25 protein-coding genes and 1 riboswitch are annotated in these 24,917 nt (G+C 44.1%); of the genes, 22 read left to right on the forward strand and 3 right to left on the reverse strand.

Annotated features, from left to right (window positions below; all coding sequences use genetic code 11):
* Positions 1-202 precede the first annotated feature (202 nt).
* Both R7E47_RS05100 and R7E47_RS05105 read left to right on the forward strand, forming a co-directional pair.
* Positions 203-1,744: a hypothetical protein gene (locus R7E47_RS05100; RefSeq protein WP_318083912.1), complete on the forward strand. Its 1,542-nt coding sequence runs from the start codon at positions 203-205 to the stop codon at positions 1,742-1,744.
* Between the two features lie 12 nt (positions 1,745-1,756).
* A complete protein-coding gene (locus R7E47_RS05105; RefSeq protein ID WP_031778833.1) occupies positions 1,757-2,446 on the forward strand; it encodes a hypothetical protein in 690 nt (229 codons plus the stop codon).
* Positions 2,447-2,537: 91 nt separating this feature from the next.
* Here the strand turns inward: R7E47_RS05105 and R7E47_RS05110 are convergent, their stop codons facing one another.
* The gene (locus tag R7E47_RS05110) at positions 2,538-3,539 is read right to left on the reverse strand and encodes an AraC family transcriptional regulator (RefSeq protein WP_318083913.1); all 1,002 of its coding nucleotides are present in this window, start codon (positions 3,537-3,539) and stop codon (positions 2,538-2,540) included.
* A gap of 107 nt (positions 3,540-3,646) precedes the next feature.
* Between R7E47_RS05110 and R7E47_RS05115 the strand changes: the two genes are divergently transcribed.
* The 14 genes from R7E47_RS05115 to R7E47_RS05180 all read left to right on the forward strand — a co-directional run bounded on the left by R7E47_RS05115 (position 3,647) and on the right by R7E47_RS05180 (position 18,308).
* Positions 3,647-3,973, forward strand: a complete 327-nt coding sequence (locus tag R7E47_RS05115) for an MFS transporter (RefSeq protein WP_005373635.1) — start codon at positions 3,647-3,649, stop codon at positions 3,971-3,973.
* Positions 3,973-5,196: an HlyD family secretion protein gene (locus R7E47_RS05120; RefSeq protein ID WP_005373637.1), complete on the forward strand. Its 1,224-nt coding sequence runs from the start codon at positions 3,973-3,975 to the stop codon at positions 5,194-5,196. Before R7E47_RS05115 ends, R7E47_RS05120 begins: the two co-directional genes overlap by 1 nt.
* Before the next feature lie 101 nt (positions 5,197-5,297).
* Positions 5,298-6,620 (forward strand): ABC1 kinase family protein, encoded by a 1,323-nt coding sequence (locus tag R7E47_RS05125; RefSeq protein ID WP_005373639.1) that lies wholly within the window; start codon positions 5,298-5,300, stop codon positions 6,618-6,620.
* Between the two features lie 112 nt (positions 6,621-6,732).
* Positions 6,733-8,079 (forward strand): magnesium transporter, encoded by a 1,347-nt coding sequence (locus R7E47_RS05130; protein ID WP_005373641.1) that lies wholly within the window; start codon positions 6,733-6,735, stop codon positions 8,077-8,079.
* Positions 8,080-8,883: 804 nt separating this feature from the next.
* The gene (gene codB, locus R7E47_RS05135) at positions 8,884-10,122 is read left to right on the forward strand and encodes a cytosine permease (RefSeq protein WP_005373644.1); all 1,239 of its coding nucleotides are present in this window, start codon (positions 8,884-8,886) and stop codon (positions 10,120-10,122) included.
* Between the two features lie 9 nt (positions 10,123-10,131).
* A complete protein-coding gene (locus tag R7E47_RS05140) occupies positions 10,132-11,409 on the forward strand; it encodes a cytosine deaminase (RefSeq protein ID WP_005373646.1) in 1,278 nt (425 codons plus the stop codon).
* Positions 11,410-11,657: 248 nt separating this feature from the next.
* Positions 11,658-12,296, forward strand: coding sequence for an HD domain-containing protein (locus R7E47_RS05145; RefSeq protein WP_017819864.1), 639 nt, complete (start codon positions 11,658-11,660; stop codon positions 12,294-12,296).
* Positions 12,297-13,055, forward strand: a complete 759-nt coding sequence (locus tag R7E47_RS05150) for a helix-turn-helix domain-containing protein (RefSeq protein ID WP_005373649.1) — start codon at positions 12,297-12,299, stop codon at positions 13,053-13,055.
* A 146-nt stretch (positions 13,056-13,201) separates the two neighbouring features.
* A complete protein-coding gene (locus tag R7E47_RS05155) occupies positions 13,202-15,055 on the forward strand; it encodes an MFS transporter (RefSeq protein WP_318083917.1) in 1,854 nt (617 codons plus the stop codon).
* Positions 15,056-15,172: 117 nt separating this feature from the next.
* A complete protein-coding gene (locus tag R7E47_RS05160) occupies positions 15,173-15,790 on the forward strand; it encodes a triacylglycerol lipase (protein ID WP_318083918.1) in 618 nt (205 codons plus the stop codon).
* Between the two features lie 104 nt (positions 15,791-15,894).
* Positions 15,895-16,035: riboswitch (FMN riboswitch) on the forward strand.
* A gap of 113 nt (positions 16,036-16,148) precedes the next feature.
* A complete protein-coding gene (gene ribB, locus R7E47_RS05165) occupies positions 16,149-16,805 on the forward strand; it encodes a 3,4-dihydroxy-2-butanone-4-phosphate synthase (RefSeq protein ID WP_005373655.1) in 657 nt (218 codons plus the stop codon).
* A gap of 105 nt (positions 16,806-16,910) precedes the next feature.
* Positions 16,911-17,456 carry a glutathione peroxidase gene (locus R7E47_RS05170; protein WP_005373657.1) on the forward strand — a complete coding sequence of 182 codons (546 nt, stop codon included), beginning with the start codon at positions 16,911-16,913 and terminating at the stop codon, positions 17,454-17,456.
* Between the two features lie 10 nt (positions 17,457-17,466).
* Positions 17,467-17,910, forward strand: a complete 444-nt coding sequence (locus R7E47_RS05175) for a DUF3429 domain-containing protein (protein ID WP_005373660.1) — start codon at positions 17,467-17,469, stop codon at positions 17,908-17,910.
* Positions 17,911-18,062: 152 nt separating this feature from the next.
* Positions 18,063-18,308 carry a hypothetical protein gene (locus R7E47_RS05180; protein WP_005373664.1) on the forward strand — a complete coding sequence of 82 codons (246 nt, stop codon included), beginning with the start codon at positions 18,063-18,065 and terminating at the stop codon, positions 18,306-18,308.
* A gap of 69 nt (positions 18,309-18,377) precedes the next feature.
* On the opposite strand, the gene R7E47_RS05185 is transcribed toward R7E47_RS05180, so the two are convergent.
* Together R7E47_RS05185 and R7E47_RS05190 are read right to left on the reverse strand one after the other, a co-directional pair.
* A complete protein-coding gene (locus tag R7E47_RS05185; RefSeq protein WP_005373667.1) occupies positions 18,378-18,977 on the reverse strand; it encodes a thiol:disulfide interchange protein DsbA/DsbL in 600 nt (199 codons plus the stop codon).
* An 83-nt stretch (positions 18,978-19,060) separates the two neighbouring features.
* Positions 19,061-19,441, reverse strand: coding sequence for a hypothetical protein (locus R7E47_RS05190; protein WP_318083920.1), 381 nt, complete (start codon positions 19,439-19,441; stop codon positions 19,061-19,063).
* A gap of 278 nt (positions 19,442-19,719) precedes the next feature.
* On the opposite strand from R7E47_RS05190, the gene R7E47_RS05195 reads away from it, so the two are divergent.
* The 6 genes from R7E47_RS05195 to R7E47_RS05220 all read left to right on the forward strand — a co-directional run bounded on the left by R7E47_RS05195 (position 19,720) and on the right by R7E47_RS05220 (position 24,914).
* Positions 19,720-20,016 carry an isoamylase early set domain-containing protein gene (locus tag R7E47_RS05195; protein WP_005373671.1) on the forward strand — a complete coding sequence of 99 codons (297 nt, stop codon included), beginning with the start codon at positions 19,720-19,722 and terminating at the stop codon, positions 20,014-20,016.
* A gap of 213 nt (positions 20,017-20,229) precedes the next feature.
* The gene (locus tag R7E47_RS05200; protein WP_005373673.1) at positions 20,230-20,943 is read left to right on the forward strand and encodes a response regulator; all 714 of its coding nucleotides are present in this window, start codon (positions 20,230-20,232) and stop codon (positions 20,941-20,943) included.
* Positions 20,943-22,241, forward strand: coding sequence for an ATP-binding protein (locus tag R7E47_RS05205; RefSeq protein WP_005373675.1), 1,299 nt, complete (start codon positions 20,943-20,945; stop codon positions 22,239-22,241). The genes R7E47_RS05200 and R7E47_RS05205 overlap by 1 nt, the downstream gene beginning before the upstream one ends.
* 119 nt (positions 22,242-22,360) lie before the next feature.
* A complete protein-coding gene (locus tag R7E47_RS05210; RefSeq protein WP_005373677.1) occupies positions 22,361-22,753 on the forward strand; it encodes a glycine zipper family protein in 393 nt (130 codons plus the stop codon).
* A 127-nt stretch (positions 22,754-22,880) separates the two neighbouring features.
* Positions 22,881-23,237, forward strand: a complete 357-nt coding sequence (locus tag R7E47_RS05215; RefSeq protein ID WP_017635149.1) for a diacylglycerol kinase — start codon at positions 22,881-22,883, stop codon at positions 23,235-23,237.
* Positions 23,238-23,258: 21 nt separating this feature from the next.
* Complete coding sequence (locus tag R7E47_RS05220) at positions 23,259-24,914, forward strand: phosphoethanolamine transferase (RefSeq protein ID WP_005373681.1); 1,656 nt, start codon at positions 23,259-23,261, stop codon at positions 24,912-24,914.
* The last annotated feature ends 3 nt before the right edge of the window (positions 24,915-24,917 follow it).

Below are 24,917 nucleotides of genomic sequence, written 5' to 3' on the forward strand. Positions count from 1 at the left end.
CTGAGGTTTTATTCATTATCAGAATATAGCTTCACAGAGATAATAAAATTCGGAATAAAAATCCACTATGTTTTTAAATATATCGAATAATAGGTCTTACCAAAAAACAATATCAACATATATGACTTAGTTTGCTTATATAGACAGGACTTTATGTTGCTTCTAAGTTTCTTGCTCTAATAAAGTCTACGAGTAACATGAAATGAGATATTCCAAATCAACGCCTTTAGCCATATTTTGCGCGATAAGTCTAACTGCTTGTGGCGGCAGTGAATCTAATTCGAAACCATCGACAACGACACCTCCAAAACCACCAATGCCAACATTGAGCACTGTCACAATCCCAACTGTCGTTTCTACAGAGTTTCCAGCCAAGTTAAAAGTGGCTGCTGATGCTGGCTTCACCCACTATGTGAAAATCTCCCTTTCCGAAGCAAACAACAACGATACATTTCACATTGTGGCTGTTGATGACGGTGCGAATAATGAAAAAATCTTTCGTGCAGCCAAAATCATCCAACACCTTCTCACAAACCAACCAGACTCTAAGTACGGTGCTGACAAGTCTCGTATCGCTAAGACATTAGCCGAGCGTGATGCCACACTAATGCTGACCGAAAACGATGAACAGAATGATGAGATGTTAACCAAAATCTTTATCAACGAACTGATTCGCCAAGATAAATTGAACGATGCAGTTACAAACTCGGGCTTAGCACACTCTTTTGATACGAGTTCTCTAGAAAAGTTTGTTGTAAGCATGATCGTACTTAACGAAGATGATATGGATACACTTGTCACATCTATCGCGTCAACATTAGTAACTAGTAAAGAAACACCAAACTGGCTAAGGAACAGCCAATCTTTAATGTATCGAGAACTGACAGTTGAAGGCGATTGCCATTACATGAGTAATTTTGCCGATTACTGCGCCAATCTTGGTAAAAAAGCCGAACGAGACGCCGCTTTTGAAGAAATTTTACACTTGGTCCAAGCGCAAGGTATTGCACCTAACACGGCGACTGCGGCACTGCAAAATGACATTCAAGCTCATGCGTTAAGCATCTATAACGATATTCAATCGGGCAAACCGACAGTGTGGCGCCCTACTCAGTATGACTGGGACGATTGGAAATCGGACGACTTCGATCCTGAAAGTGTGAAACAAACGGGCCCTTCATATTCTCACGAATATTTTGCTGCCGCTTTTGAAGCGTACATGGGCGTAGCAAAAGCAAACGGACATGGTTTAGATGGCTACCAAGCGTTAACGCGTGAAGAAATGCAAACCCAAGATCCACAAGCCGTTGATTGGATCAGTGGCTTATTCCACGGATACTTGCAATATACCGCGAATATCGACTCTGCGGGCGTCAAGCTCTACACAGAAAAGACAAATCCAGGCACAGTACCTACCTTCCGTATGGCTCCCAACAAAGACGGTTTGATAGAAGCGTACACCTACAAATCTCAGTGGCTAACAAAAGTGAAGATCATTGGCGACGACGCGATGAATGTGATCGGTAATGATCAAAACAATACTTTTGAAGGCAACAGCAAAGACAACAGCATTTATGGTGAAGGCGGTATCAACACCTATATCGTGCCACACAAACTGGCGGAATGTACTGTTATCAAAGCAAAGAGCGTTTCTGTTGAGTGCCCAAATACAGGCACTGACGAGTTGTACGACATTCAGAACATCCAATTCACCGACCAAACCCTAGATGTAACCAAGCTATAAACAATGAAAAACATGAAGAAACTTATTCTATTCGCTCCCTTGCTCCTTGCTGGTTGTGGTGGCCTAGCCGTCATGGATCGTACTGATGCCGTAAAAGCACAACCAGAAATGCTGATCAAAACCGACGGTGATTTTTGGGGATTCGGTGCAGATGGCCATTTTGATTTTGCTGGTAAGTACAAAGGCAAGTATTCACGCAGTGCTTCTAACTCAAGTTGGTTTAACCGTATCTCTTTCAAAGAAGGTTCAATGGGCGCAGAAGTGACTCGTATCGACAGCGGGGAAACTTGGCTTTTGAACTGCACCGGAGGCGGTATGTCGGTTAACTACATGGGCGTTGATTTTGGTGGGAATGATCCTTACACCTGTGACATTACTCAAGATGGTAAAAAAGTCGGTGAGTTTGCGATGGAGCCAAAATCGGCTCTCATCGACATCAGCTTTGAGAAAAAAGAGACAGGCGTAGTGCGTATTGGTAGCACCCACTTTAATGTAGAAACTGTACATACTAGTCCTGACGCCATGATGGCGGTAGACATTCCATTGGGTTATAGCTTTAAGGAGGGCACACAAGAAATTGCCGCAGTGCAGACGAACGGTACCATTGCGGTACAGATGCTCCCTGAACTTAGCGAACAAAAAAAGGATGTAATTGCCATCGGCGCTGTTGCAAGTGCACTAAGTTGGCGTCCTAAGAAATAGCCATTACATAAAACAACAACACACAAAAAAACAAAGCCCTCTACTTTTTTGAGGGCTTTTATTGCTTGTACTCATAGAGATAAGTGGAGCACTACTTCTCTAATCTTCCCATATACTGCTTGGGCGTTAATCCACGATGTTTCTTAAACATACGATTGAAGCTCGCCACATTGGTGTAACCAAGGCGCGTGGCAATGTCATCAATACTCACGCGCTTACTCAACAAACCAGCTGCAATATTACTCAATACATAGCCAGAAACCGTCGAAAAATTGAGCCCTAATTTATGCAAACGACGTTGAAACTGCTGTTCAGATAAATCAAGCAGAGAAGACACGCGCTCTAACGTTGGCAATCCATAATGGCTGCTGTAATTCACCACTTCATAAATCACTTTCAACTCATCTTCTGGGTCGGGCATATTAAGCAAATCATCCAAATCGGAAAAACTCATCGCTAGACGGCTGTCTTCTCGATGGCTCACTTGGCGAGAAGCTAGTCGGTCATCTCCCGGGATCCATATCTCTGTTTTTGGCTGACTCCATTCCACCTCGCAGCCGAAATATTCCCGGTATCGCTCAGTATTTTTTCTCGAGCCTGAAACCTTGACACGTAAAGGCTGGTAATCTTTGCCAAGAAATTCGCGTAACACCTTAATCATAAATACCGCACAGCGGATACTATCGTGCACCTTTACTGACGTTTCTATAAACGGGTTGTGGTAAGTCCATTTGATGATTTTACCCGACTGTTCGCCAGCAAAAAACGCCCCTGATTGTAGATTGCTCACACCATAATTCACTCGCCGAATGGTACTGGCTAAATCATTGCCGGAGAATAACCAGCGTCCCACTGGCCCTAGCTTTTGCAGTTCAATACCCCGGCTGAGACTCAACACCACATCCGGGTCAGCACTGGCTTGTTCAACACAACGATACCATTCCGCAACGGCTTTTAGCGGGATCAGTGTCATTGGGTTACGAAACACCGATACTGGGATTCCTAACTCATCCGAGTCCAAATTGTATTTAGATAACGCGAGGTTATGCATGTTTAGAATGCCCATCGCGCGAATAAACCGAACCGTTTTCATAACCAATTACATCAAATTTAATCCTATAGTGATTGAATCTGTCACAAAGAAAGCCGCAAATCAAATTCAGATCACAATACGCCAACAGTTTGATAGAGGAGTGTTTAATGAGTTTACTGAGTGTCCCATTTGTCGGTACAGGCGCAGATACGGCGTTACATGTTGTCGCTGCTGTCGTTTTAATTGCGAGTGTCGCGGGCGCGTGTTACGGCTTTTGGAAAATCCATGAATTGCCTATCAATAAAGCACACAGCAAAGACCATCATCAGTTAGGGCTCATCACTGCGCTGACCTGGATAGGGTTTGTCTGGCACTGGGTTTGGGTGCTAGCCGTGATCTTTGCATTTGTTGATATGGAAAAAGCCATCATCAATCTGCGTGATACATGGAAAAGTAAACCGCAAACAGAAACACAGCCAAAAGAGGAAGCATAATGTTAGAAGGTTTAGCGGTATGGGCACTCTTCATCTATCTGTTGCGTTTGGTTGGCATGCCTTGGAACAAAGCAACCAAATCGTTCGCTTATCTTGGCGGCTTGGGTTGGCTAATGTTCGTCTGGGTAGGTTTGATTAACTTCACCCCGATGGATTTATCCGGCGGTTCTGTCGTGCAGTCACCACACATCCAATTGCGTCCAGATTCAACCAATGTAAAAGGTAAAGTTGACCACATTTACATTGAGCCGAATCAGAAAGTTAAAGAAGGTCAGCTAATTTATGAACTTGACCCAACGCAATACAAAATCGCATTAAATCAAGCGAACGTATCCGCTGATTCTGCTCGCGTTGCATTAGCTACGGCAAAAGGCGACATCGAGATTGAAGAAGCTAACCACGAAGCGCTAGTGCAAGATCTAGAAACATCAAAGAGCCAGTTGGAAGCGGCGAAAGTTGACTACAAATTGCAGAAAAAAATGCTAGATCGTTATGTTGAGCAAAACCGAGTAGTGCACAACACCATCACGGAAAGCGATATCGACAAACAATCGAGTGCGGTTGATATGGCACGTCACAACGTGTTGACCCTTGAGTCTCAAATCAAGAAGAAACAAGTCGATATTTCCCGTGCAAAACTGGCGATTCATAAAGCGGAACTTGCAGTTGAAACTAAACAAGCCGAACTGCGCCAAGCTGAAGAGCAAATTGCAAAAGCGCAATGGGATTTGAATAGCACAAAAGTTCATGCCCCAACAGATGGCTTTGTCACCAACTTTATCCTGCGTGAAGGTCAGCGTGTATCGATGATGCCGCGTATCAACATGTACACTAACGAGAAGTACGTGCTGATGCGAGTCAACCACCAGGCGATTCGTAACATCAAACCGGGTCAGCCAGCGGAATTCTCTTCGTCCGTTTACCCAGGTAAGATCTTCTCAGCGACCGTCGAAGGCATTGTTGAAGCAACAGGTGAGTCACAAGGTAATCTACTGGGTTTCGATGATTCCGTACGTGTCACCACTGGAAAGAACTTACAGAACAAACACCACTTTGTTCGTCTTAAGATTGATGAGCCAGAAGGCTACGACATCCCTGTTGGCTCTGTTGGCCTCGCATGGGTCAGCGGTGAAAAACCGATAGGCTTCATGGCCTTCTTGGATGTGATTCGCGGGATCATCATCCGAATGAAGTCTCAACTGTACTTCTTCTACTCTATCTAAACTCGCAAACCGCCAGTTACGCTGGCGGTTTTCTTTTCATTTGTATCCAAACATATCCTTTTCCCGTATAACAATTAGTTAGTAAATAGCGGAGAAGATTCATGTCGGCAAAGGAAAGAAGCCTACCTACCCATCGCATCTCAAGATTCAGCAAGTTCGCTTCACTTGCTACCCGTGTCGCAGGCAATGTGATTACAGAAGGCACGAAGCAGATAGCCAAAGGCAACAAACCAAAAGCGAAAGACCTCTTGCTGACGCCACAGAACATCGCGCGTTTAACTGACCAACTTGCTCACCTACGTGGCGCTGCAATGAAGCTTGGTCAAATGCTGTCAATGGATGCTGGTGATGTTTTAGAACCTGAACTTGCCGATATTCTTTCCCGTCTTCGTTCCAACGCAGACCCAATGCCTGCAAAACAACTCAACGCAGTAATGGAAAGTTCGCTAGGAACGAATTGGAAAGCTGAGTTTCTGTCATTTAACTTCAAACCAATCGCCAGTGCATCAATAGGACAAGTGCACCAAGCTTACAGCGATGCGGGCGATAACCTAGCCGTCAAAGTGCAATATCCGGGCATACGGAAAAGTATCGATAGCGACGTCGATAATGTCGGTACACTGCTCAAGGTCGTTGGGTTGATTCCCGAGTCTGTCGACTACAAAGGATTGCTCGAAGAAGCGAAAAAGCAGCTACATGACGAGGCCGATTACGCACGAGAGGCACAATTTGCCATTCGTTATCATGACGCTTTGAAGGAGCACCCTCATTTTGTCGTACCGAAGATTCATACTGAAAGTTGCTCAGACTCCGTTCTCGCGATGGAATTCATTGATGGTAGCCCGATTGAGCAAATCGAACATTATGATCAGAGTACACGGGATTTTGTCATGCACAGCCTACTCGAATTACTGTTTCGAGAGCTGTTCGAATTTAAGATGGTACAAACCGACCCAAACTTCGCCAACTACTTATATATCGAAAACACTCGTCAAATCGGCTTGCTAGATTTCGGGGCGACCCGCGAATACAGCGAACGGTTCAGTACCGGCTATCGCCAAGCTTTTGCGTCTGTCGTGAATAATGACGAACAAGGCTTAAATGATGCGCTTGAACAAATAGGCTTCTTCAGCCAAACCATCCTTCCAGACCAGCGCCAAGCGATTCTCGATCTAGTGAAAATGGCATGTGAACCGATGTTAGTTGATGAGCCTTATGACTTTAAAGCCAGTGGCTTAGCACAAAAGCTTCGCGAAGCTGGCACTATTTTAAGCATGGAACAAGAATACTGGCATACTCCACCAGCAGATGCCCTATTTTTGCACAGAAAAATAGGCGGAATGTACTTGCTGGCAGCCCGTATTGGCGCAAAAGTGAACATTCGCCAATTGGTACAGCCATATCTCACCATCAACAGCAAATAGCCTATTGTTTTTCTGTTACTTTCAAGTACCTTGAGCAAGGTTAAGATGCATAGTTGTGCATCTCAATAACATGCCATACTTCCATAAAACGAATTAACTATCGGGGTACTCGGTGAGCAAGTTTCAAGATCTCTCCACTCTAATCCAGCAAATTGGCCAAGCCGAAGAAGCGGATCAAGTCGCAACGCTCAATGAATCTATTGAAGCGGGCCTCGAGCCCGGCGCGGTTGCCCTGATTCTAGAAGCATTTCCAATCGACGATCGTGTTCGCTTATGGCGAGCTTTACCACTAGAGCTACATATCGACGTGTTAACGGAAATGCGTGCGGACGTACGTTTCTCTATCATCAATGCGTTATCTGAAGTCGAGCTAAAGCTCACTCTCGCTAAACTCGACAACTTGTCGCTCATCGAATGGGCCGATTCGTTGCCAGAGTCGATCATCAACGAAGCGCTCTCGTTGATAGAAAAAGATGAGTTGGAACTTTACGATCAAGCAAACGAGTATGCTGATGAAGAACTCGGCCACTGGGCTGAACGTAAGATCATCACCCTGCCCTTCAACATTACGATTGGGACAGCTAAGCAGTTAATGGAGCGCTATAGCTACGACACGCCTCAACAGGTGTATCTGATTAATCGTAATAAACAGTATCGTGGAACGGTCAACTACTTCGATATCTTACGTGGTGACCCCGATACTCGCTTAAAAACACTCGTTATTGAGGCTGTGACGGTTCTAGACAGTAAAATGATGCTTCCTGAAGCGGTAGAGGCATTAGAACACAGCACACTGCCCGCTCTCCCTGTAACTGATGCAGACCAAACACTGATCGGTGAAGTCGATTGGCAGTTTGCATTGAGTACACAGCGTGAAATCTACGAAGCACGTTTGATGGCCGGTACAGGTATGGATGAAGGCGATGACTTGTTTGCGCCAGTATTAAAAAGCTCGCAAAAGCGCGGTGTTTGGTTAGGCATCAATTTGCTTACTGCGATTTTGGCGTCTGTCACTATCGGACTATTTGAAGATGTAATTGCGCAGGTGGTGGCTTTGGCGGTGCTCATGCCAATTGTTGCATCCATGGGGGGCATTGCTGGCAGCCAAACGCTCACTCTAATGATTCGTGCGATGGCGCTTAATCAGATCACCCCAGGTAACCGTTTCAAGCTATTGAAAAATGAGTTGGGTATTGGCTCTCTGAACGGCATTGCTTGGGCGTTAATCATCGGCGGGCTCGCCGGATTGTGGTTTCAATCTCCGGTTCTAGGTGGGACCATCGCGCTGGCCATTATCGTCAATATTATTACCGCAGCTTTATTTGGTGTGCTGATTCCCATCATTCTGGATAAGTTTAAATTGGACCCCGCTTTGGCTGGCTCGGTGATTCTAACAACAGTGACAGATGTAGTAGGTTTTTTCGCCTTTTTAGGAACGGCGAGTTTAGTCATGCTTTAAAAGGTTCATTGTTTATTAATCAATCATTAGCATAATAGAGTCAAATTGCATAACGCAGTTGCAAATTGCAAACACACTCAAACTTTAAGCAACGCATGTCACAGAAACTACGTGTTTTAGGGCATATTAAAGTTGGCACAGTAACTGCATTATATAAATCGACCCTTCTTAAGCCGAGGGTCACCTAGCCAACTGACGTTGTTAGTGAACTTGATTTTGTTCACATGTATATAAGCCAATCGCACTCTTTGCGGTTGGCTATTTTTTTATGTGGCTATTGCCCTCTTATCCTCTGACCGAGCTCGGTTGTACTTTTCTTACCCACAACAGATTGTTTACTGTTTATAAAATTCAAATATTCGCCCACTAAACCATTAGAAATGCCAGCTTCAACAAAAATAAATCACCTACATAAAATAAAACCAAGAAAACACACCCAGAAAAGAACAAATAACGTCCAAACCAAAAACCTCATCATGAAATCGTTTTCTTTTCATAGAAATCGACTGAACAATCCAGAGTTATAGATAAATTTAATCCATAAAAACAAATAGCAATTCAAAACATTCATTTCACATAGAAAACCTGTCTATAAATCATAGAAAATACGTAAAATCAAAATTTCCACCTTTATAATTTAAAAATCAAACCATTGTTATTAAAAGAAAAAATACACATCAAAAACAAAGCAAACGTTTAAATTGCAATTTTATCATTGACTATTAAATTTACATCACGATAATACGCGCCGTTTGCCTGAAAATCAGGTGCTATAATTTAATATTTCAATGTGCGGAGGTAATAATGGCTGGAGACAATAACTACAGTCTTGGACCAGTTCCTAACACGGCCAGAAAAGGCGTGGCGTCACTTACAATGGTGATGTTAGGACTCACTTTTTTCTCCGCAAGTATGTGGACTGGGGGTTCTCTCGGTACTGGGCTCTCCTTTAATGATTTTTTCCTCGCTGTTCTCATCGGTAACCTAATCCTCGGTATTTACACTTCTTTCCTCGGTTACATCGGCGCTTCTACTGGTCTCTCTACTCACCTTCTTGCTCGTTTCTCTTTTGGTTCTAAAGGCTCTTGGCTTCCTTCTGCTCTTCTTGGCGGTACTCAAGTTGGGTGGTTTGGAGTTGGTGTCGCGATGTTTGCGATTCCGGTGCACAAAGCAACGGGCATCGATACCAATACTTTGATCCTCGTCTCCGGTTTGCTCATGACCGCGACCGTTTACTTTGGCATCTCCGCACTGATGGTGTTGTCAGCAATTGCCGTTCCTGCCATTGCGCTACTTGGCGGCTACTCTGTCATCGAGGCAGTAAATAGTGTTGGCGGTATAAGCGAACTACAACAGGTTCAACCAACCGAGCCACTCGATTTTTCAATAGCTCTCGCGATGGTTGTCGGCTCTTTTGTCAGTGCTGGTACATTAACGGCGGATTTCGTACGCTTTGGTAAAAAGCCGCGCAGCGCCGTGATGATCACCATGGTGGCATTTTTCATCGGTAACTCGTTAATGTTTATCTTTGGCGCGGCAGGTGCGTCGGTGACGGGTCAATCAGACATTTCTGAAGTGATGATCGCGCAAGGTCTTCTTATTCCAGCTATCATCGTTCTTGGCTTGAACATCTGGACGACCAACGACAACGCGCTCTACGCATCGGGTCTTGGATTTTCCAACATCACAGGCTTACCAAGTAAATACATCTCAATGGCGAACGGTCTTGTTGGCACACTTTGCGCTCTCTGGCTCTACAATAACTTTGTTGGCTGGCTGACCTTCTTATCTTTGGCAATTCCACCGATTGGCGGTGTGATCATCGCTGACTTCTTCACGAACCGTAAACGCTACGCAAACTTTGAAGCCGCCCAATTCCAAAACGTTAACTGGGCTGGCATTATCGCTGTCGTGATTGGCGTTGGTGCGGGACACTTCCTGCCTGGCGTAGTGCCGATTAACGCTGTACTTGGCGGCGCAATTAGCTTCCTGATTCTTAATCCTATTCTTAACAAAAAAGCACTGGCTACACAGCCAGCGTAAGGAACCATCATGACAACACTACTGATCAAAAACGTAACGCTAAAAGGACAAGAAGGTCTGCAGCAAATTTTGATTGAAGATGGTCAATTCAAGCACATTGAAAGCAACGATGTGGAGCTTAGTCATAACGGTGACATCATCGATGCTGAAGGCGGTATGGCGGTTGCGCCTTTCTGCGAGCCACACATTCACTTAGATACAACTCAAACCGCAGGCGAGCCAAGCTGGAACATCTCTGGCACATTGTTTGAGGGTATTGAACGTTGGGCTGAGCGCAAAGAAATGCTGTCGATTGAAGACGTGAAAGCGCGCGCAAAACAAACCTTAAAATGGCAGATAGCAAACGGCGTACAACACGTTCGTACCCACGTCGATGTTTCAGACCCTACCCTAATTGCCCTAAAAGCGATGGTAGAAGTGCGTGAAGAGATGAAAGAATGGGTAGATATCCAAATCGTCGCCTTCCCGCAGGAAGGAATTCTCTCTTACCCAAATGGCAAAGAGCTGCTAGAAGAAGCCGTCAAATTAGGTGCGGACGTGATTGGCGCGATTCCACACTTTGAATTCACACGCGAATATGGCATTGAATCGCTGCACTACGTATTCGAGTTAGCGCAAAAATACGACCGCCTGATCGACGTGCATTGTGATGAAATCGATGACGAACAATCTCGCTTCGTTGAAACACTGGCAGCATTAGCGCACAAGTTTGATATGGGGAATAAAGTCACGGCCAGTCACACCACAGCGATGGGTTCCTACAACGGTGCATACGCATCTCGCCTGTTCCGTTTATTACGCATGTCCGGTATCAACTTCGTGGCAAATCCATTGGTGAACATTCACTTACAAGGCCGTTTTGATGATTACCCAAAACGTCGCGGCGTAACACGAGTGAAAGAGATGCTGAATGCCAACATCAACGTCTGCTTTGGACACGATGATGTATTTGACCCTTGGTACCCACTAGGCACTGCAAACATGCTGCAAGTGCTGCATATGGGTCTGCACGTGTGTCAGGTGATGGGTTACGACCAAATCAACAACTCACTGGATCTGATCAGCACCAATTCAGCACGTACACTGAACATTCAAGACAAGCACGGCATTGAAGAAGGCAAACCAGGTAGTTTACTGATTCTTCCCGCAGAAAATGGTTTTGACGCAGTACGTCGCCAAGTGCCGGTTCGTTACTCTGTTCGTCACGGTAAAGTGATTGCAGAAACACAGCCTGCGACAACTCATATTCATCTTGAACAAGCAGAGCAAGTAACGTTCAAACGCTAAAAAGATCGGCGAAAAGAAAAAGGCCTGACGACATCGTCAGGCCTTTTTTCTACTGGTAAACATCACTGCTCGCTCTGTCTATTCTTGTCTCATAAACCACTGAACACATTGAAAGGCCATATAAAACGGCTCAGTACCAAACGTTGCACAAGGTTCTGGTGGCTGAATCTCAATTACACCATCGCACTTGGAAATTATTCTAAGCGTTGGGCATACTTCTGACTTCATTTTAGTTGTAGATATGAACCATGACGTCATTAAGCCAGATAGAACCGCAATTTTTGGAATTTATGCAGCAAGAGATGCAAGTAGATGCAGCTCATGATCTTAAACACGTAAAACGCGTGGTCAAAACAGCGAAACAGCTCTGCAAAGAAGAAAATGCAGACATCGCGATTGTATTACCGGCTGCCTATTTGCATGATTGCTTTACTTACCCGAAAGATCACCCAAATCGCAAAGAGAGCTCAATCATCGCAGCCAAAAAAGCGGTCGCATTTTTAGAGAGTATCGATTATCCCCAGCAATATCATGATGCCATTGCTCATGCGATAGAGGCACACAGCTTTAGCGCAAACATCAGGCCAAATACGTTAGAAGCCAAAATCGTCCAAGATGCCGACCGTCTGGACGCTTTAGGCGCAATTGGCGTGACGCGATGCATTCAAGTCAGCACTCAATTTAACGCGCAACTTTACAACGACAGCGATATATTTGCCGAAGAACGTGAACTTAACGATAAACAATTCACTCTGGATCACTTTCAGACCAAGTTATTCAAAATCGCTGAAACTATGAACACAGAGTCAGCAAGACGCGAAGCGCAAAAACGCAAAACCTTTATGCAAACGTACCTAGAGCAGTTACACGACGAGGTAACAGCGTAAATGTCAGAAAGCTATACGTTAATTAAAGAGCTTAAACGCCAACTAAAGTTAGCTGGGCTGCATTATGCTGATGTTGCACAACACCTTGATTTAAGTGAAGGAAGCGTCAAACGTTTACTCGCTGAAGGTCAACACATTAGTCTTGAACGCTTAGAACGCATTTGCCAATTGATTGGTTTAGAAATGGCGGACCTGTTTAAGCTTGCGGCTGCGCACAATAAAGGTCTAGAGTCGCTAACGTTAGAGCAAGAAAAGCAGTTGGTTGATGATAAAGCCCTGCTACTCGTGGCAATCTGTGTTGTAAATGGCTATCAGTTTGAGCAAATCGTTCAGCAATACACCTTCAATGAATTTGAACTGGTGCAAAAGCTTGCTCATTTGGATCGTCTGAACATCATCGACTTGCAGCCAAATAACAAAATTCGTTTGCGTATATCTCCGACATTTAAGTGGCAGATGGGCGGCCCTATTCAACGGTTCTTCCAACAGCAAGTTCAAGACGCCTTTTTCCAAAGCTACTTTTCTGGTGAAGATGAAAAGTTCTCCATGGCAACAGGATTGATGAGTGTACCAACCAACAAGAAGCTACAACAGAAACTGCAAAAGGTCATCGATGAGTTTTATCAGGCTTGCCAAAATGATAGCTCTCTCGATATGGACGAAAAACACGGCACCTCTCTGATTATTGCGATGCGTCGTTGGACGTTCCCTCTGTTTGAACCATGGGAAAGAAAACCTACTCAGAAGTCTCGGAATTAGTAACTCAATAAACGAATGGAAATGAAAGTAACGAATTTCGTTACTTTTGGTGGCATACAACGTCACTTGAAAAAGAAAGCTGGTTTAATCGTTCATTGAGCATAAAGTGCTCCCATCTCATTCGACTTTGTTTAATCGGGGCCCGTATGTTTTTCTCAAAACGCTTTTTTCCTTACTTTGTGACGCAATGCCTTGGCGCACTCAATGACAACATCTACAAAAACGTTCTGTTATTGATGGTGACATACAGCCAAATTGATAACCTACCAATATCCGTCAATCTATTCGTTAATTTGGCGGCAGGCTTATTCATCCTACCTTTCTTTCTATTCTCAGCGCATGCTGGTGCCGTCGCTGACTGCATGGACAAAGCCAAGTTAATCCGACGTCTAAAGCTCATCGAACTAGCTATCATGTCTTGCGCAGCAACCGCTATTGCCACCCAAAGTGCCATGCTGATGCTGGTTCTGCTGTTTATGACAGGCACTCAATCGGCCTATTTTGGTCCCGTGAAATACGCCTTGCTACCACAAGCGCTCAAACCAAATGAGCTTGTTAAAGGAAATGCTTGGGTTGAAATGGGCACGTTCCTTTCGATTCTTATAGGTACGCTTTGTGCAGGCCTGCTGCTATCCATTCCTAATGGTACCTTGATTGCTTCTTGTACCGTGATTGCCTTGTCTTTGCTTGGGTTCATGAGCAGCGTGAATATTCCAGCGATGCCTAGCCAATCGAATGACAAAGCGAAATTTGAACCGATTTCTGGTTTAAAGAACACGTTAAAAGTGGCAAAAAAACAGAGAGGCATCTGGATGTCTATTCTTGCCATCAGTTGGTTCTGGTTCATGGGTGCGACTTACCTAACTCAATTCCCTAACTTCGCACGCGAACATTTGTTCGCAGATAGCACTGTCGTTTCTTTACTGTTGGCATTGTTTTCGATTGGTATCGCGACAGGCTCTTGGTTGTGTGAAAAACTTTCTTTCAACCACGTTGAGCTTGGTATTTTGCCATTCGGTATCCTTGGTCTGACAGTCTTTGGCGTCGACTTGCTATGGGCAGTCCCAAGTTATCTATCACTTCCGGTGCACTTTTATGATGTGCAAAGCTTCGTTGCTGAATCCAAACATCTGCGCGTCATGATTGACCTGTTCCTTGTTGGTGTAAGCGGCGGTGTCTTTATTGTTCCTCTTTATGCGTTCATCCAATCGCGTTCAAACAAAGGGGAGTGTGCACGTGCCATTGCTGCTAACAACATCATGAATGCGTTGTTTATGGTGGTGTCTGCTTTGGTTTCGATCGTTGTACTCAGCGTACTAGAGCTTTCTATTGTGGAACTGTTTGCCATGATGGCAATAGGTAACTTCTTCGTGGCGATCTATGTCTATCGCCAAGTACCGGAATTTACACAACGCTTTATCAGTTATTTACTCAGCCATTGTATGTATCGTGTGTCCGTAAAGGGGCGCCAACATATTCCTGAACAAGGCGCTGCGTTAATCGTGGCTAACCATGTTAGCTATGTCGATGCATTGATTTTGATGGGAACCTCTACTCGCCCGGTTCGTTTTGTGATGGACAAGTCCATCAGCGAGCTACCTGTTCTTAAATATGTATTCCGTCATGCCGGTGTTATCCCGATCTGTTCTCCACGTAAGTGTGCCGACACTTACCGACGAGCATTTGAGCAGATTGAACAAGCACTTAACGACGGTGAGGTTGTCTGTATCTTCCCTGAGGGTCGTTTAACGTCTAACGGTCAATTGGGTGAGTTTCGCTCTGGTGTAGAGAAAATCCTCGAACGTAACCCTGTACCTGTCATCCCTATGGCGTTAAAAGGGCTTTGGGGTTCTTTTTTCAGCCACAAAGGCGGACATGCTCTCACAAAACGACCGACTCGTTTTTGGTCAAAAGTGGATGTTGTTATCGGTGAAGTGTTAAGTCCTGCGTCTTTAAATCGTCATCAATTGCAACAACAAGTACAGGATTTACTGGGCTGAGTCGCTTGCTACAGCAGTCAAACTTTGCAGCAAAACGTAAATATGCACCACAAAGCACAAGTAGTTCTTTGTTAATTAGAGTAGGATATCTACGACGTCATAAATCTAGGAGGTATTATGAAAATCATCATCTTACATGGTCTTTATATGCATGGGCTGGTCATGCAGCCTCTTAGCCAAAAGCTGAGAAAACTCGGATACGAAACGCTAGTACTCAGCTATAACACTGTTGCTATCGATGAGTCTTCACTGTTTGATTCTATTGATCATTCGCTTAATCCACTGACCACAAACGTGCTCGTGGGACACAGCTTGGGAGGCTTGATGATTAAGCGCTATCTCGCCAACAGAAAACCGAGCACTAACTTAATCTCTCATGTTGTCGCTATCGGTTCGCCTCTTAAAGGCGCGTCCATAGTAGGTCGGATTCAAGATCTCGGATTGGGTGCAATTTTAGGCAATTCGCCACACCACGGATTAAACAAACATGATGACGCTTGGGATTTCCCTCAAAAACTCGGCAGTATCGCAGGAACGATGCCGATTGGCGCTCGCCCATTGTTGATCCGTAATGACAACACCATGTCGGACGGTACCGTTACCGTAGAAGAGACAAGACTGGACGGTATGCAAGATCATATCGAAGTGAAGCAAACGCATACGAGCCTGATTTACAACACCTTCGTGCCGCAGCAAATTGATCACTTTATTCGCACAGATTATTTCCGTCGATAGCACACTTTTCCATCATACAGATGGAATCGACTTTCCAAGCTATTCAGTTCGCAGTACTATCCTAGCTCCACTTCTTCACAACTTGGATGAAGTGGTACATTTTTAATTGTTCTCAGGGCGGGGCGAAATTCCCCACCGGCGGTATACTTTTTCAAGTGAGCCCGCGAGCGCTCGATTCGTCGAGGTCAGCAGATCTGGTGAGATGCCAGAGCCGACGGTTATAGTCCGGATGAAAGAGAATAAGAATACACCAGCATAGCGAGTCAGATCGCTAAGAATGCTGGTGCACTTCTTTTTGATCGTATTTTACGGCGATCTCTCATACCGCCCTGATTCTGGTGAAATTTAGGAGTTAACCATGAATCAGTCATCACTACTTGCCGAATTCGGCGACCCAATTACTCGCGTTGAAAACGCACTTATCGCTTTAAAAGAAGGCCGTGGCGTACTGCTTCTTGATGATGAAGATCGCGAAAACGAAGGCGATATCATTTATTCAGTCGAGCACCTCACTAACGAGCAAATGGCATTGATGATCCGCGAATGTAGCGGCATCGTTTGTTTGTGCTTAACAGATGCTCAAGCAGACAAACTGGAACTGCCTCCAATGGTGGTAAACAACAACAGTGCAAACCAAACCGCATTTACGGTTTCTATTGAAGCGAAAGTTGGTGTAACAACGGGTGTTTCAGCAGCAGACCGCGTAACGACCATTAAAACGGCGGCAAACCCGCACGCAAAACCGGAAGATCTTGCTCGCCCGGGTCACGTATTCCCTCTGCGCGCACGTCCAGGTGGTGTAATGACTCGCCGTGGTCACACAGAAGGTACGATTGATCTGATGCAAATGGCAGGGCTTCAACCCGCTGGCGTACTGTGTGAAGTGACCAATCCAGATGGCACGATGGCAAAGGCACCGGAGATCGTAGCATTCGGTCGCCTGCACAACATGCCGGTACTGACGATTGAAGACATGGTAATGTACCTGAACCAGTTCGAGTTGAAACTGGCATAGTCAGATCTCAGCTCTAGAAAAAAGCCGCGCATTTGTGCGGCTTTTTTGATCGATCCTCTTTGCACTTAAGTAGTTATACTTATTGAAAACAAGGGGAACAACACCATGAAAGGATTACTGAACTTCGCCGCTCTTGTTAGCTTTCTCTCCATGAATTCGCTTGCTCTTGCATCTGAGTGCCCTGATATTCTTCAAGGTAAGCAAAGGTTGTTAAACTCAACGGAAGAAGTCGATCTATGCGAAAGCTTTAAGGGAAAGACACTACTAATCGTCAATACAGCAAGCCAGTGCGGCTTCACTCCTCAGTTCGAACAGTTAGAAACCCTCTATCAAACTTACAAAGACCAAAACTTCACCGTTATCGGTTTCCCGAGCAATGACTTTCGACAAGATAGAGGAAGCGAAACAAACACAGCGAAAGTCTGTTATCTCGATTACGGGGTAACCTTTCCAATGATGGCTCGCTCTTCAGTATTAGGTGTAGATGCGAATCCAGTCTTCAACCAGATTACTAACCAAGCAGGCATAAAACCAAAATGGAACTTCTACAAGTTTCTAATTAGCTCTGAAGGTAAAGTTATTGCGACTTTTCCAAGCTCCACATCACCGACAAGTACTACGCTTACCAATATGATAGAGCAACAATTATAAGGTGACGACCATGACAACACGCTCAACCATGCTACAACTCGGTTACTTAGGCCTAGTTCCATTTGTGTTTAGTTTAGGGCTGATTTTCGCTGACATCTCACTCTTCAATTTAAGTGGTCAGCAATTTTTCATCGCATATAGCGCCGTTATATTAAGTTTTTTATCCGGCATCCTTTGGGGTAATGGCATTGAGCATTACTACCATCGCCTTAGCCGAAATATATTAATTCTCAGCAACCTTTTTGTCTTACTGGCTTGGGGTGCATTACTGCAGGGCCACAAACATTACGCGGTCGCTACCCTACTCTTAGCAATTGGGTATCTTGCTGTTTGGTATGCAGAAAAGCTCGTGAGGAAAGTCGAACAAGACGCCGAGCCCAAGGGATATCAAGGAATGAGGAGCAAACTGACCTTCGGCGTAATCGTAATGCACGGATTAGCTTTAGTTTCATAACCTGGTCTGTCCAGTACTAAGATCACAAAAAAACGTCTTTTTATAAAACAATGTTCATTTCGTGAATGCACACATATTTTGAACACTGTTTTGTTTCATTTATGAATCAATCCACATATAAGTAATTCAAAGCATTCACAAAGGATATGAATATGTTTTTTCGCAAACTTTTGTTTAGCACTGCGATGATCAATGCAACGACAGGTTGCGTGTCTTACCAGGCACAACAAGCCGCCGCTCAAACAGTAAATAATACAGGTGCCGTGCTTACCAATGTGATTAAAACCACGATTGCTCAGCCATGTAATGTTGCAATCACTGCTGCTAGCTTGTTTTATCCGCATGCCATATTTATGACTAGTGTTCCGACTCAAGCATGTACAAGCGTTCTTAGATAATACGAAAGTGATAAGCATAAAAATGGCGACTCTACCGTCGCCATTTTTAAGCTTCAATGCTATTTACAGTTACAGCGTCAATAAGTAATTAACTAATTGATTGTACTCGTCGTAAGTACGAATTTCGTTGGCCAAAACAATGTATTTATTGTTCACAACCACACCCGGAACCCCTCTTAACGTGCTGGCAGAGAATTGCTTATCAAAACCTTTCTGCATTGAGTTTACGGCGAAACTGTTGTACGCCGCATCAAACTTCTTACCTTCTACGCCATTATCAACGAAGAGTTGTTTCAGCTCAGCTTCGTCTTTTGGCGCTTGTCGCTTTTGATGAATTTGGGCAAACATGGCAGGAATCATTGTATCTTCAACTCCTAGCGACACCATCGTCGCGTAGGACTTGGCCATCGGAATCGCCATATCTCCGCCCATGAACCCCACATGCACCTTTTCAAACTTTGCCTCTTTTGGCAGAGCAGGTTTTAAACGCTCAATAAGCGACTCAAACTTGTAGCAATGTGGGCAATAAAAAGAAAAGAATTCCGTCACAACAGGTTTCGATGCTTTCTTTACATCCAGAACTTTGTAGTGCTTCCCTTCTTCAAATTGCGCTGCATGAGCGGTAAAAGTCAGTAAAAGTGCACTACATAAGGCAAGTAGTTTTTTCATTGTTTATTTCCTTGTGGCATTCAAATGCCAAATCATTTCATTTGGTAAAAAGGGGTAAACCCCAAGTAATTTGAGATGAGGAATTAAACAATCGGAGGACGATAAAGCTTGGTGATCACTGTCACTACTTTTTCGACTAGAGGCCTATCAATCAAAGCAAGGCTATAAGGAAGAAGCAGTAAGTCGTTTTGAGATAAGTTGGCGGGAATTTTGACCATGCAGGAAGAGCTACAACTCGTGTGAGATTGTTGTGCCTTATTGATGGCTGACTCATCGTGATGTGATTCTACGCAGTCGTCATTGACGCCAAGTTGTTTGTGCAGAGCAGCCTGTTGAACAATAAGATCGCGTACATCAATTGTTTTCATCGGAGCGGAAGCCTGCGCCACAGGAGCGACACTACTCAAAAGCATAGCAACTAAGCAAACTATCGCAGTCAACAATGTACGGTTCAACTTCAACATAGCTACATCAAGGAAAATGGTGATTTAAGATAATACATGATAACGGTTTGACTTCAAGATACGGACTCTCGGCTCGCTAACAAACTCTGTTCTTTGACCATTTTAGGCTAGTGAATTTTCTCTCTAACGATCCCTCAGTACACGAAACCAGCACAACGAACTATTCACCGTTCGGATACTCCCCTCATCAGATACCAGCAACAATTCGATAAAACTTGAAATCATTATGAAACACGAGTAATAGTTAGAACAGTTTTTGTACGAACAAGGAAAGATCAATGCTTAAAAAGAGATTCTTTAAGACAAAAGATGAAGTCGAAGTCACGTTCGAGCTAGATAAAGATCAGTGGGACTCTGTCCAAATTGCTGGAGACTTCAACAACTGGCAACCAGAACCGATGAAATTAGTGAAGAAAAGTCGTCAGTTTAAATTTAAAACCCGCTTACCTAAAGCGCAGAATGTTCAGTTCCGTTACTTGCTCGATGACGCGAAGTGGGAAAATGACCCACAAGCTGATGCTTACGTTCCAAATGCATTTGGCAGCGACAACAGCGTCGTATGTACCACCGAATAAGCGGTAATTTCGCTTTAAGATTCCATACCTAGGCGCAAACGTTGCGCCTTTTTACATCTCTCGAAATGTGATTGGTGATTAGATTTAAATCATTAATTGGCAATTTTATCCAGTTAACTCATCCGATAACCTTATTCTGAGAAAGCTTTATTTGAAATAATTCGTAAATTTGTTTAAGTTCCATTGATATTAAATATTGTATACATCACTTAAATGAACGCACAACAAATCAAACCATCTCTAATCATTGTGGAAGACGATCCCAAATTACAAACTATGTTGGGAGAGTATTTTGTTGAACAAGGTTTTCAGGTCAAATGTATCGACAATGGGACGGACGCACCCAATGCGATTATTGACACACAACCAGACGTGGTGCTGTTAGATTTGATGCTACCCGGGCAAGATGGTCTGAGTGTATGTCGTCAAATCCGAGAATGCTACAAAGGCAAAGTGTTGATGCTGACAGCAAGTGATGATGACTTCGATCATGTCGCCGCATTAGAAATAGGCGCAGATGACTTTGTTACTAAACCCATCAAACCTCGCGTATTGCTGGCTCGTATTCGCATGCTATTAAGAAGAAAAGAGGCGGCGCCTACCGAGTCCGAAAACGGCCTACAAATTGGTGTTCTGTGTTTAAACCGATTGCGTAAATCGTGCGTAATGAACCAAGAAGAAATTGCGCTGACAGACGGCGAGTTCGATTTGTTGTGGGTTCTTGCTACGCATGCTGAAAAAACACTATCACGTGAGTGGCTGACCAAAACACTACGTGGTATTGAATACGATGGAACAGACCGCACCATTGATAATCGCATAGTGACACTGAGAAAGAAGCTAGGCGATGCTTCTTGCTCACCACAAAAAATCATTACCGTTCGCGGCAAAGGCTACCTATTTATGCCTGATGCATGGAATGAATAATGAGACGGATTTATCTGGAAAGCTTTGTTGGCCTTATCATTCTGTTTATGGCTAGCTTGTGGGGATACGAGTTCTTAGTTTATGAGATCAACACAGATTATGACTACCTATTACAAGAGCATGAGGGTCAAGCTTTTCACGATCTGATCTACCCTATCTATAAAGAACACGGATTAGAATATACTCAACAACAGTTGGAACAATTTGCCACATCAAGCCATCGTTTGTTGGTGCCTCATACGCTTGAAGAGCTTCCAACAGACATCAAAAAGGCGTTTGAAAGTGATACCTCCGTTAACGTCGCTTACGATGAAGAAAGGGATATCTGGTTCCGCCTAGATGCGAGCACGCCTATCTTTAAAATGAGCGATAATCCGAATAGTCCTGTGGTTAAAGCTGCCAACTTTGATGACAATATCGTTTGGTTGTTCTTTTTAGCTGGATTTGCTCTGTATTGCATATTGTTGATCTGGTTCTTAAGCCGTCGGATTCGAGAGCTAGAGAGAGTGACCGTTGAGTTTGCCTCAGGTAACTTCAAGGCTCGAGCTAGTACCTCAAGCGCTAAGTCTGTTGGGACGTTAAACAAAAGCTTTAACACGATGGCCGATAAAGTATCTCGCTTGATCACTAGCAATAAAATGCTAACTAACGCCGTTGCACATGAATTGCGTACCCCAATCTTCCGCTTACAATGGCAAGCAGATTTGTTATCGGATTCAACCTTAACTGAACAACAGAAAAAGTATGTTTACAGTATCGTCGAAGACATTGACGAGATGGAAGAAATGGTTGAAGAATTGCTTTACTACGCAAAGATGGAGCGTCCTGACACAGCATTACAAACTCAAGAAGAAGTCGTCCTATTCAACTTAGTCAAAGAGTTACGACAGAGATGGCAAAAAGAGACTACGCTCGCTATCTCGCTTCAAGAAGTAAACTCAGAAAACGTTCTTGCGTTTGCTGACCCAAAATTGTTAAAGCGAGCCTTAGATAACTTGCTGCGCAATGCAATGCGATACGCAGATAAGCAGATTTTAGTAGAGATAAAACACGATCAGCACCGCTGCTTCATCAATGTTCATGATGATGGCATAGGTATTGAAGAAAAGCATTGGCCTCATCTATTCGAACCATTTTACAGCGCGGATGAATCTCGCAACAAAAAGACGAGCGGGTTTGGGCTCGGTTTGGCGATTGTCAGACAGATAATGGAGCTTCAACGTGGAGAAGTTTCGATTTGCCATAGCCCACTTGGAGGAGCTTGCTTCACACTTAGCCTCAAAAAATCAGACAGTTAACTTAACCTTCCTACCCCGTTTACAGAAGACGACACTTCAATACACTCAAGCGACAGAGCCCAACAATAAAACAGTGTACATTTAATCCATAAGATTCACACACTAAATGGATAGTACTCATGTATAAATCTTTTATCCTGATTATGGCGCTTACTTCTACGCTTACAGCTTGCGCCTACAACCAAAAACCTGTCGTCGACATGACCAATGTTGACCCTAGTACATATGAACAAGACTTTCTTTACTGCCAAGGCTATGCAGAAAATGTCGACAAATCAGAGGCAGCGAAATCTGAAGCCACTAATGGGGCAGTTACAGGCGCATTGATCGGCGCAGCTGCTGGTGCGCTAGAAGACGGATTAGGTGGAGCGGCTGTCGGTGCTGCTGCCGGCGGTGCTGTAGGAGCTGGAGCTGGTGCTTTGAGTGGAACAAATGATTCAACCAAAACCCAATCTCTCGTATTGCGTAAATGTCTCCAGAACAAAGGCTATACCGTCTACGATCTTGATTAAATAAGCACTTTTCTTAAATTATCGCGCGATGGATTCTATTCACAAATGTTTCACGCTGTAACGATTAATCTCGTTACCTCTCTGGGATATGTGTTCCATCCCAATGCTTAAATAGTAAGGTCATATTTTGAAGCCAGGTAAAACAGGTATACGCCGTGTCATGGATGCGACCGGCTATTCATTTCAAGGATTGAAAGCCGCATGGACACACGAAGCCGCTTTTAGACAAGAATTGATTCTCGCCTTGGTGCTTTCCGTATGTGCTTTTTTCCTTCCTGTCACCACATACGAAAGAGTGCTGATGATCAGTAGCCTGTTCTTGGTATTGATCGTCGAACTCATTAATTCCGCCGTAGAAGCGGTTGTCGACCGTGTTAGCGATGACTGGCACGAGCTCAGTGGTAGAGCCAAAGATATTGGTTCAGCAGCAGTATTTGTTGCGTTAACTCTTGCCCTTTTTATTTGGGCTTCGTTCTTGCTCTAATTTTTATTCAAGACACTCATTATGAAGACACATGATTTACAACAGAGAGGTATCTCTTACGTTACCTTTACTTTCCTGTTGGCGCTGTATTTCGCTCTCGTCGTAAACATCCCTATTTATAAAGAACTGATCGGCATCTTTACACACTTAGATAATGTCAAGATTGGATTTATTATCACAATACCAATTTTCTTTCTTGCCGCGCTCAATTTCCTTTTTAATTTATTTAGTTGGCCTTGGATCGGCAAGCCGTTCTTTATAATTTTAATCATTGTTTCAAGTATGGTGAGCTACGCAAGCTATAACTATGGCACACTTTTCGATTCTGGAATGATTGCCAATATTGTTGAAACCGATTCGAGCGAGGCGAGTTCTTACCTGAGTGCTCACTCTGTAATTTGGACGCTGATTATGGGAGTTATCCCAGCGATAATTATCTTTAAGGTCAAGCTGCAATCTCAACGTCACCAATTACTGTACTTCTCTGTTACCAAATTAGTATCGATGCTGTCGTCGCTAGCTGTCATCGCCGTCATTGCCAGCGTGTACTATCAAGACTACGCATCTGTAGGGCGCAACAATAGCCACCTAAAAAAAATCATCATACCCACCCAGTTCGTTTACAGCGCGACCGGGTATGTGAAGGAGAAATATTTCACCACGCCAGAGCCATATCGAGAAATCGGCACAGATGCAAAGCAGTCAGATAGCGCCGTACAGCAAGCACAGCGCAAACCAACACTACTGGTTTTTGTCGTAGGAGAAACCGCTCGAACGCAGAACTACCAACTCAATGGCTATACACGAGAGACAAACCCTTATACTAGTAAACTGGATGTTATCTCATTTCAAGACGTCGCGTCTTGTGGCACCGCGACTGCTGTATCTGTGCCTTGTATGTTTTCACAGCTCACGCGAAACGAGTTTGAACGCACCAAAGCGGATAACCAGGACAATGCTCTCGATATAATGCTGCGCGCTGGGGTTGACCTCATTTGGAAAGAAAATGACGGTGGGGATAAAGAAGTAGCCCACAAGATCAAGAAAATTGAAGTGGATCGAAAGCAAGTAAACCCTATGTGTAATGGCCAAACTTGTTACGACATGGCGCTATTAGATCATTTTGATCAGGAAGTCGCGGATATGCACGGTAACCGAGTGGTCGCCATGCACCTTATAGGAAGCCACGGTCCGACCTACTTTCAGCGTTACCCAAGAGACAACGCCTTCTTTAAACCAGACTGTCCACGTGCAGACATCGAAAACTGTAGCATCGAACAAATAGTGAACACATATGACAATACAATACGCTACACCGATCTTGTATTGGCAGAAACCATCAAAAAACTTAAAGCGTTAGAGTCTGAGTATAACACTGCGCTAATTTACATATCGGATCACGGTGAGTCACTAGGCGAAAACGGATTGTTCTTACATGGTATGCCTTATGGCCTTGCACCAGATTTCCAAAAACGCGTTCCTTTGATTATGTGGCTGTCTTCGGGCTTTAAACAAGCGAAGCAGATCAATACCGACTGTTTGTATAAGCAAGCACAGAATGCAGGCCAATACTCACATGATAACGTGTTCCACTCTTTATTAGGCATTATGGATGTACAAACTCAAGCCTACGATAGCAAGTTAGATATATTCAAAGCCTGCCGAGCCGTTTCCTAAATC

Origin of the sequence: Vibrio sp. Vb1026 (genome assembly GCF_033338745.1) — a bacterium.
GTDB lineage: Bacteria > Pseudomonadota > Gammaproteobacteria > Enterobacterales > Vibrionaceae > Vibrio > Vibrio alginolyticus.

What these genes read in the sequence shown, in the direction of transcription:
- R7E47_RS05100 (WP_318083912.1), top strand. Translation starts at nt 203, where the DNA reads ATGAGATATTCCAAATCAACGCCTTTAGCCATATTTTGCGCGATAAGT.
- R7E47_RS05105 (WP_031778833.1), top strand. Translation starts at nt 1,757, where the DNA reads ATGAAGAAACTTATTCTATTCGCTCCCTTGCTCCTTGCTGGTTGTGGT.
- R7E47_RS05110 (WP_318083913.1), bottom strand. Translation starts at nt 3,539, where the DNA reads ATGAAAACGGTTCGGTTTATTCGCGCGATGGGCATTCTAAACATGCAT.
- R7E47_RS05115 (WP_005373635.1), top strand. Translation starts at nt 3,647, where the DNA reads ATGAGTTTACTGAGTGTCCCATTTGTCGGTACAGGCGCAGATACGGCG.
- R7E47_RS05120 (WP_005373637.1), top strand. Translation starts at nt 3,973, where the DNA reads ATGTTAGAAGGTTTAGCGGTATGGGCACTCTTCATCTATCTGTTGCGT.
- R7E47_RS05125 (WP_005373639.1), top strand. Translation starts at nt 5,298, where the DNA reads ATGTCGGCAAAGGAAAGAAGCCTACCTACCCATCGCATCTCAAGATTC.
- codB (WP_005373644.1), top strand. Translation starts at nt 8,884, where the DNA reads ATGGCTGGAGACAATAACTACAGTCTTGGACCAGTTCCTAACACGGCC.
- R7E47_RS05140 (WP_005373646.1), top strand. Translation starts at nt 10,132, where the DNA reads ATGACAACACTACTGATCAAAAACGTAACGCTAAAAGGACAAGAAGGT.
- R7E47_RS05145 (WP_017819864.1), top strand. Translation starts at nt 11,658, where the DNA reads ATGACGTCATTAAGCCAGATAGAACCGCAATTTTTGGAATTTATGCAG.
- R7E47_RS05150 (WP_005373649.1), top strand. Translation starts at nt 12,297, where the DNA reads ATGTCAGAAAGCTATACGTTAATTAAAGAGCTTAAACGCCAACTAAAG.
- R7E47_RS05155 (WP_318083917.1), top strand. Translation starts at nt 13,202, where the DNA reads ATGTTTTTCTCAAAACGCTTTTTTCCTTACTTTGTGACGCAATGCCTT.
- R7E47_RS05160 (WP_318083918.1), top strand. Translation starts at nt 15,173, where the DNA reads ATGAAAATCATCATCTTACATGGTCTTTATATGCATGGGCTGGTCATG.
- ribB (WP_005373655.1), top strand. Translation starts at nt 16,149, where the DNA reads ATGAATCAGTCATCACTACTTGCCGAATTCGGCGACCCAATTACTCGC.
- R7E47_RS05170 (WP_005373657.1), top strand. Translation starts at nt 16,911, where the DNA reads ATGAAAGGATTACTGAACTTCGCCGCTCTTGTTAGCTTTCTCTCCATG.
- R7E47_RS05175 (WP_005373660.1), top strand. Translation starts at nt 17,467, where the DNA reads ATGACAACACGCTCAACCATGCTACAACTCGGTTACTTAGGCCTAGTT.
- R7E47_RS05180 (WP_005373664.1), top strand. Translation starts at nt 18,063, where the DNA reads ATGTTTTTTCGCAAACTTTTGTTTAGCACTGCGATGATCAATGCAACG.
- R7E47_RS05185 (WP_005373667.1), bottom strand. Translation starts at nt 18,977, where the DNA reads ATGAAAAAACTACTTGCCTTATGTAGTGCACTTTTACTGACTTTTACC.
- R7E47_RS05190 (WP_318083920.1), bottom strand. Translation starts at nt 19,441, where the DNA reads ATGTTGAAGTTGAACCGTACATTGTTGACTGCGATAGTTTGCTTAGTT.
- R7E47_RS05195 (WP_005373671.1), top strand. Translation starts at nt 19,720, where the DNA reads ATGCTTAAAAAGAGATTCTTTAAGACAAAAGATGAAGTCGAAGTCACG.
- R7E47_RS05200 (WP_005373673.1), top strand. Translation starts at nt 20,230, where the DNA reads ATGAACGCACAACAAATCAAACCATCTCTAATCATTGTGGAAGACGAT.
- R7E47_RS05205 (WP_005373675.1), top strand. Translation starts at nt 20,943, where the DNA reads ATGAGACGGATTTATCTGGAAAGCTTTGTTGGCCTTATCATTCTGTTT.
- R7E47_RS05210 (WP_005373677.1), top strand. Translation starts at nt 22,361, where the DNA reads ATGTATAAATCTTTTATCCTGATTATGGCGCTTACTTCTACGCTTACA.
- R7E47_RS05220 (WP_005373681.1), top strand. Translation starts at nt 23,259, where the DNA reads ATGAAGACACATGATTTACAACAGAGAGGTATCTCTTACGTTACCTTT.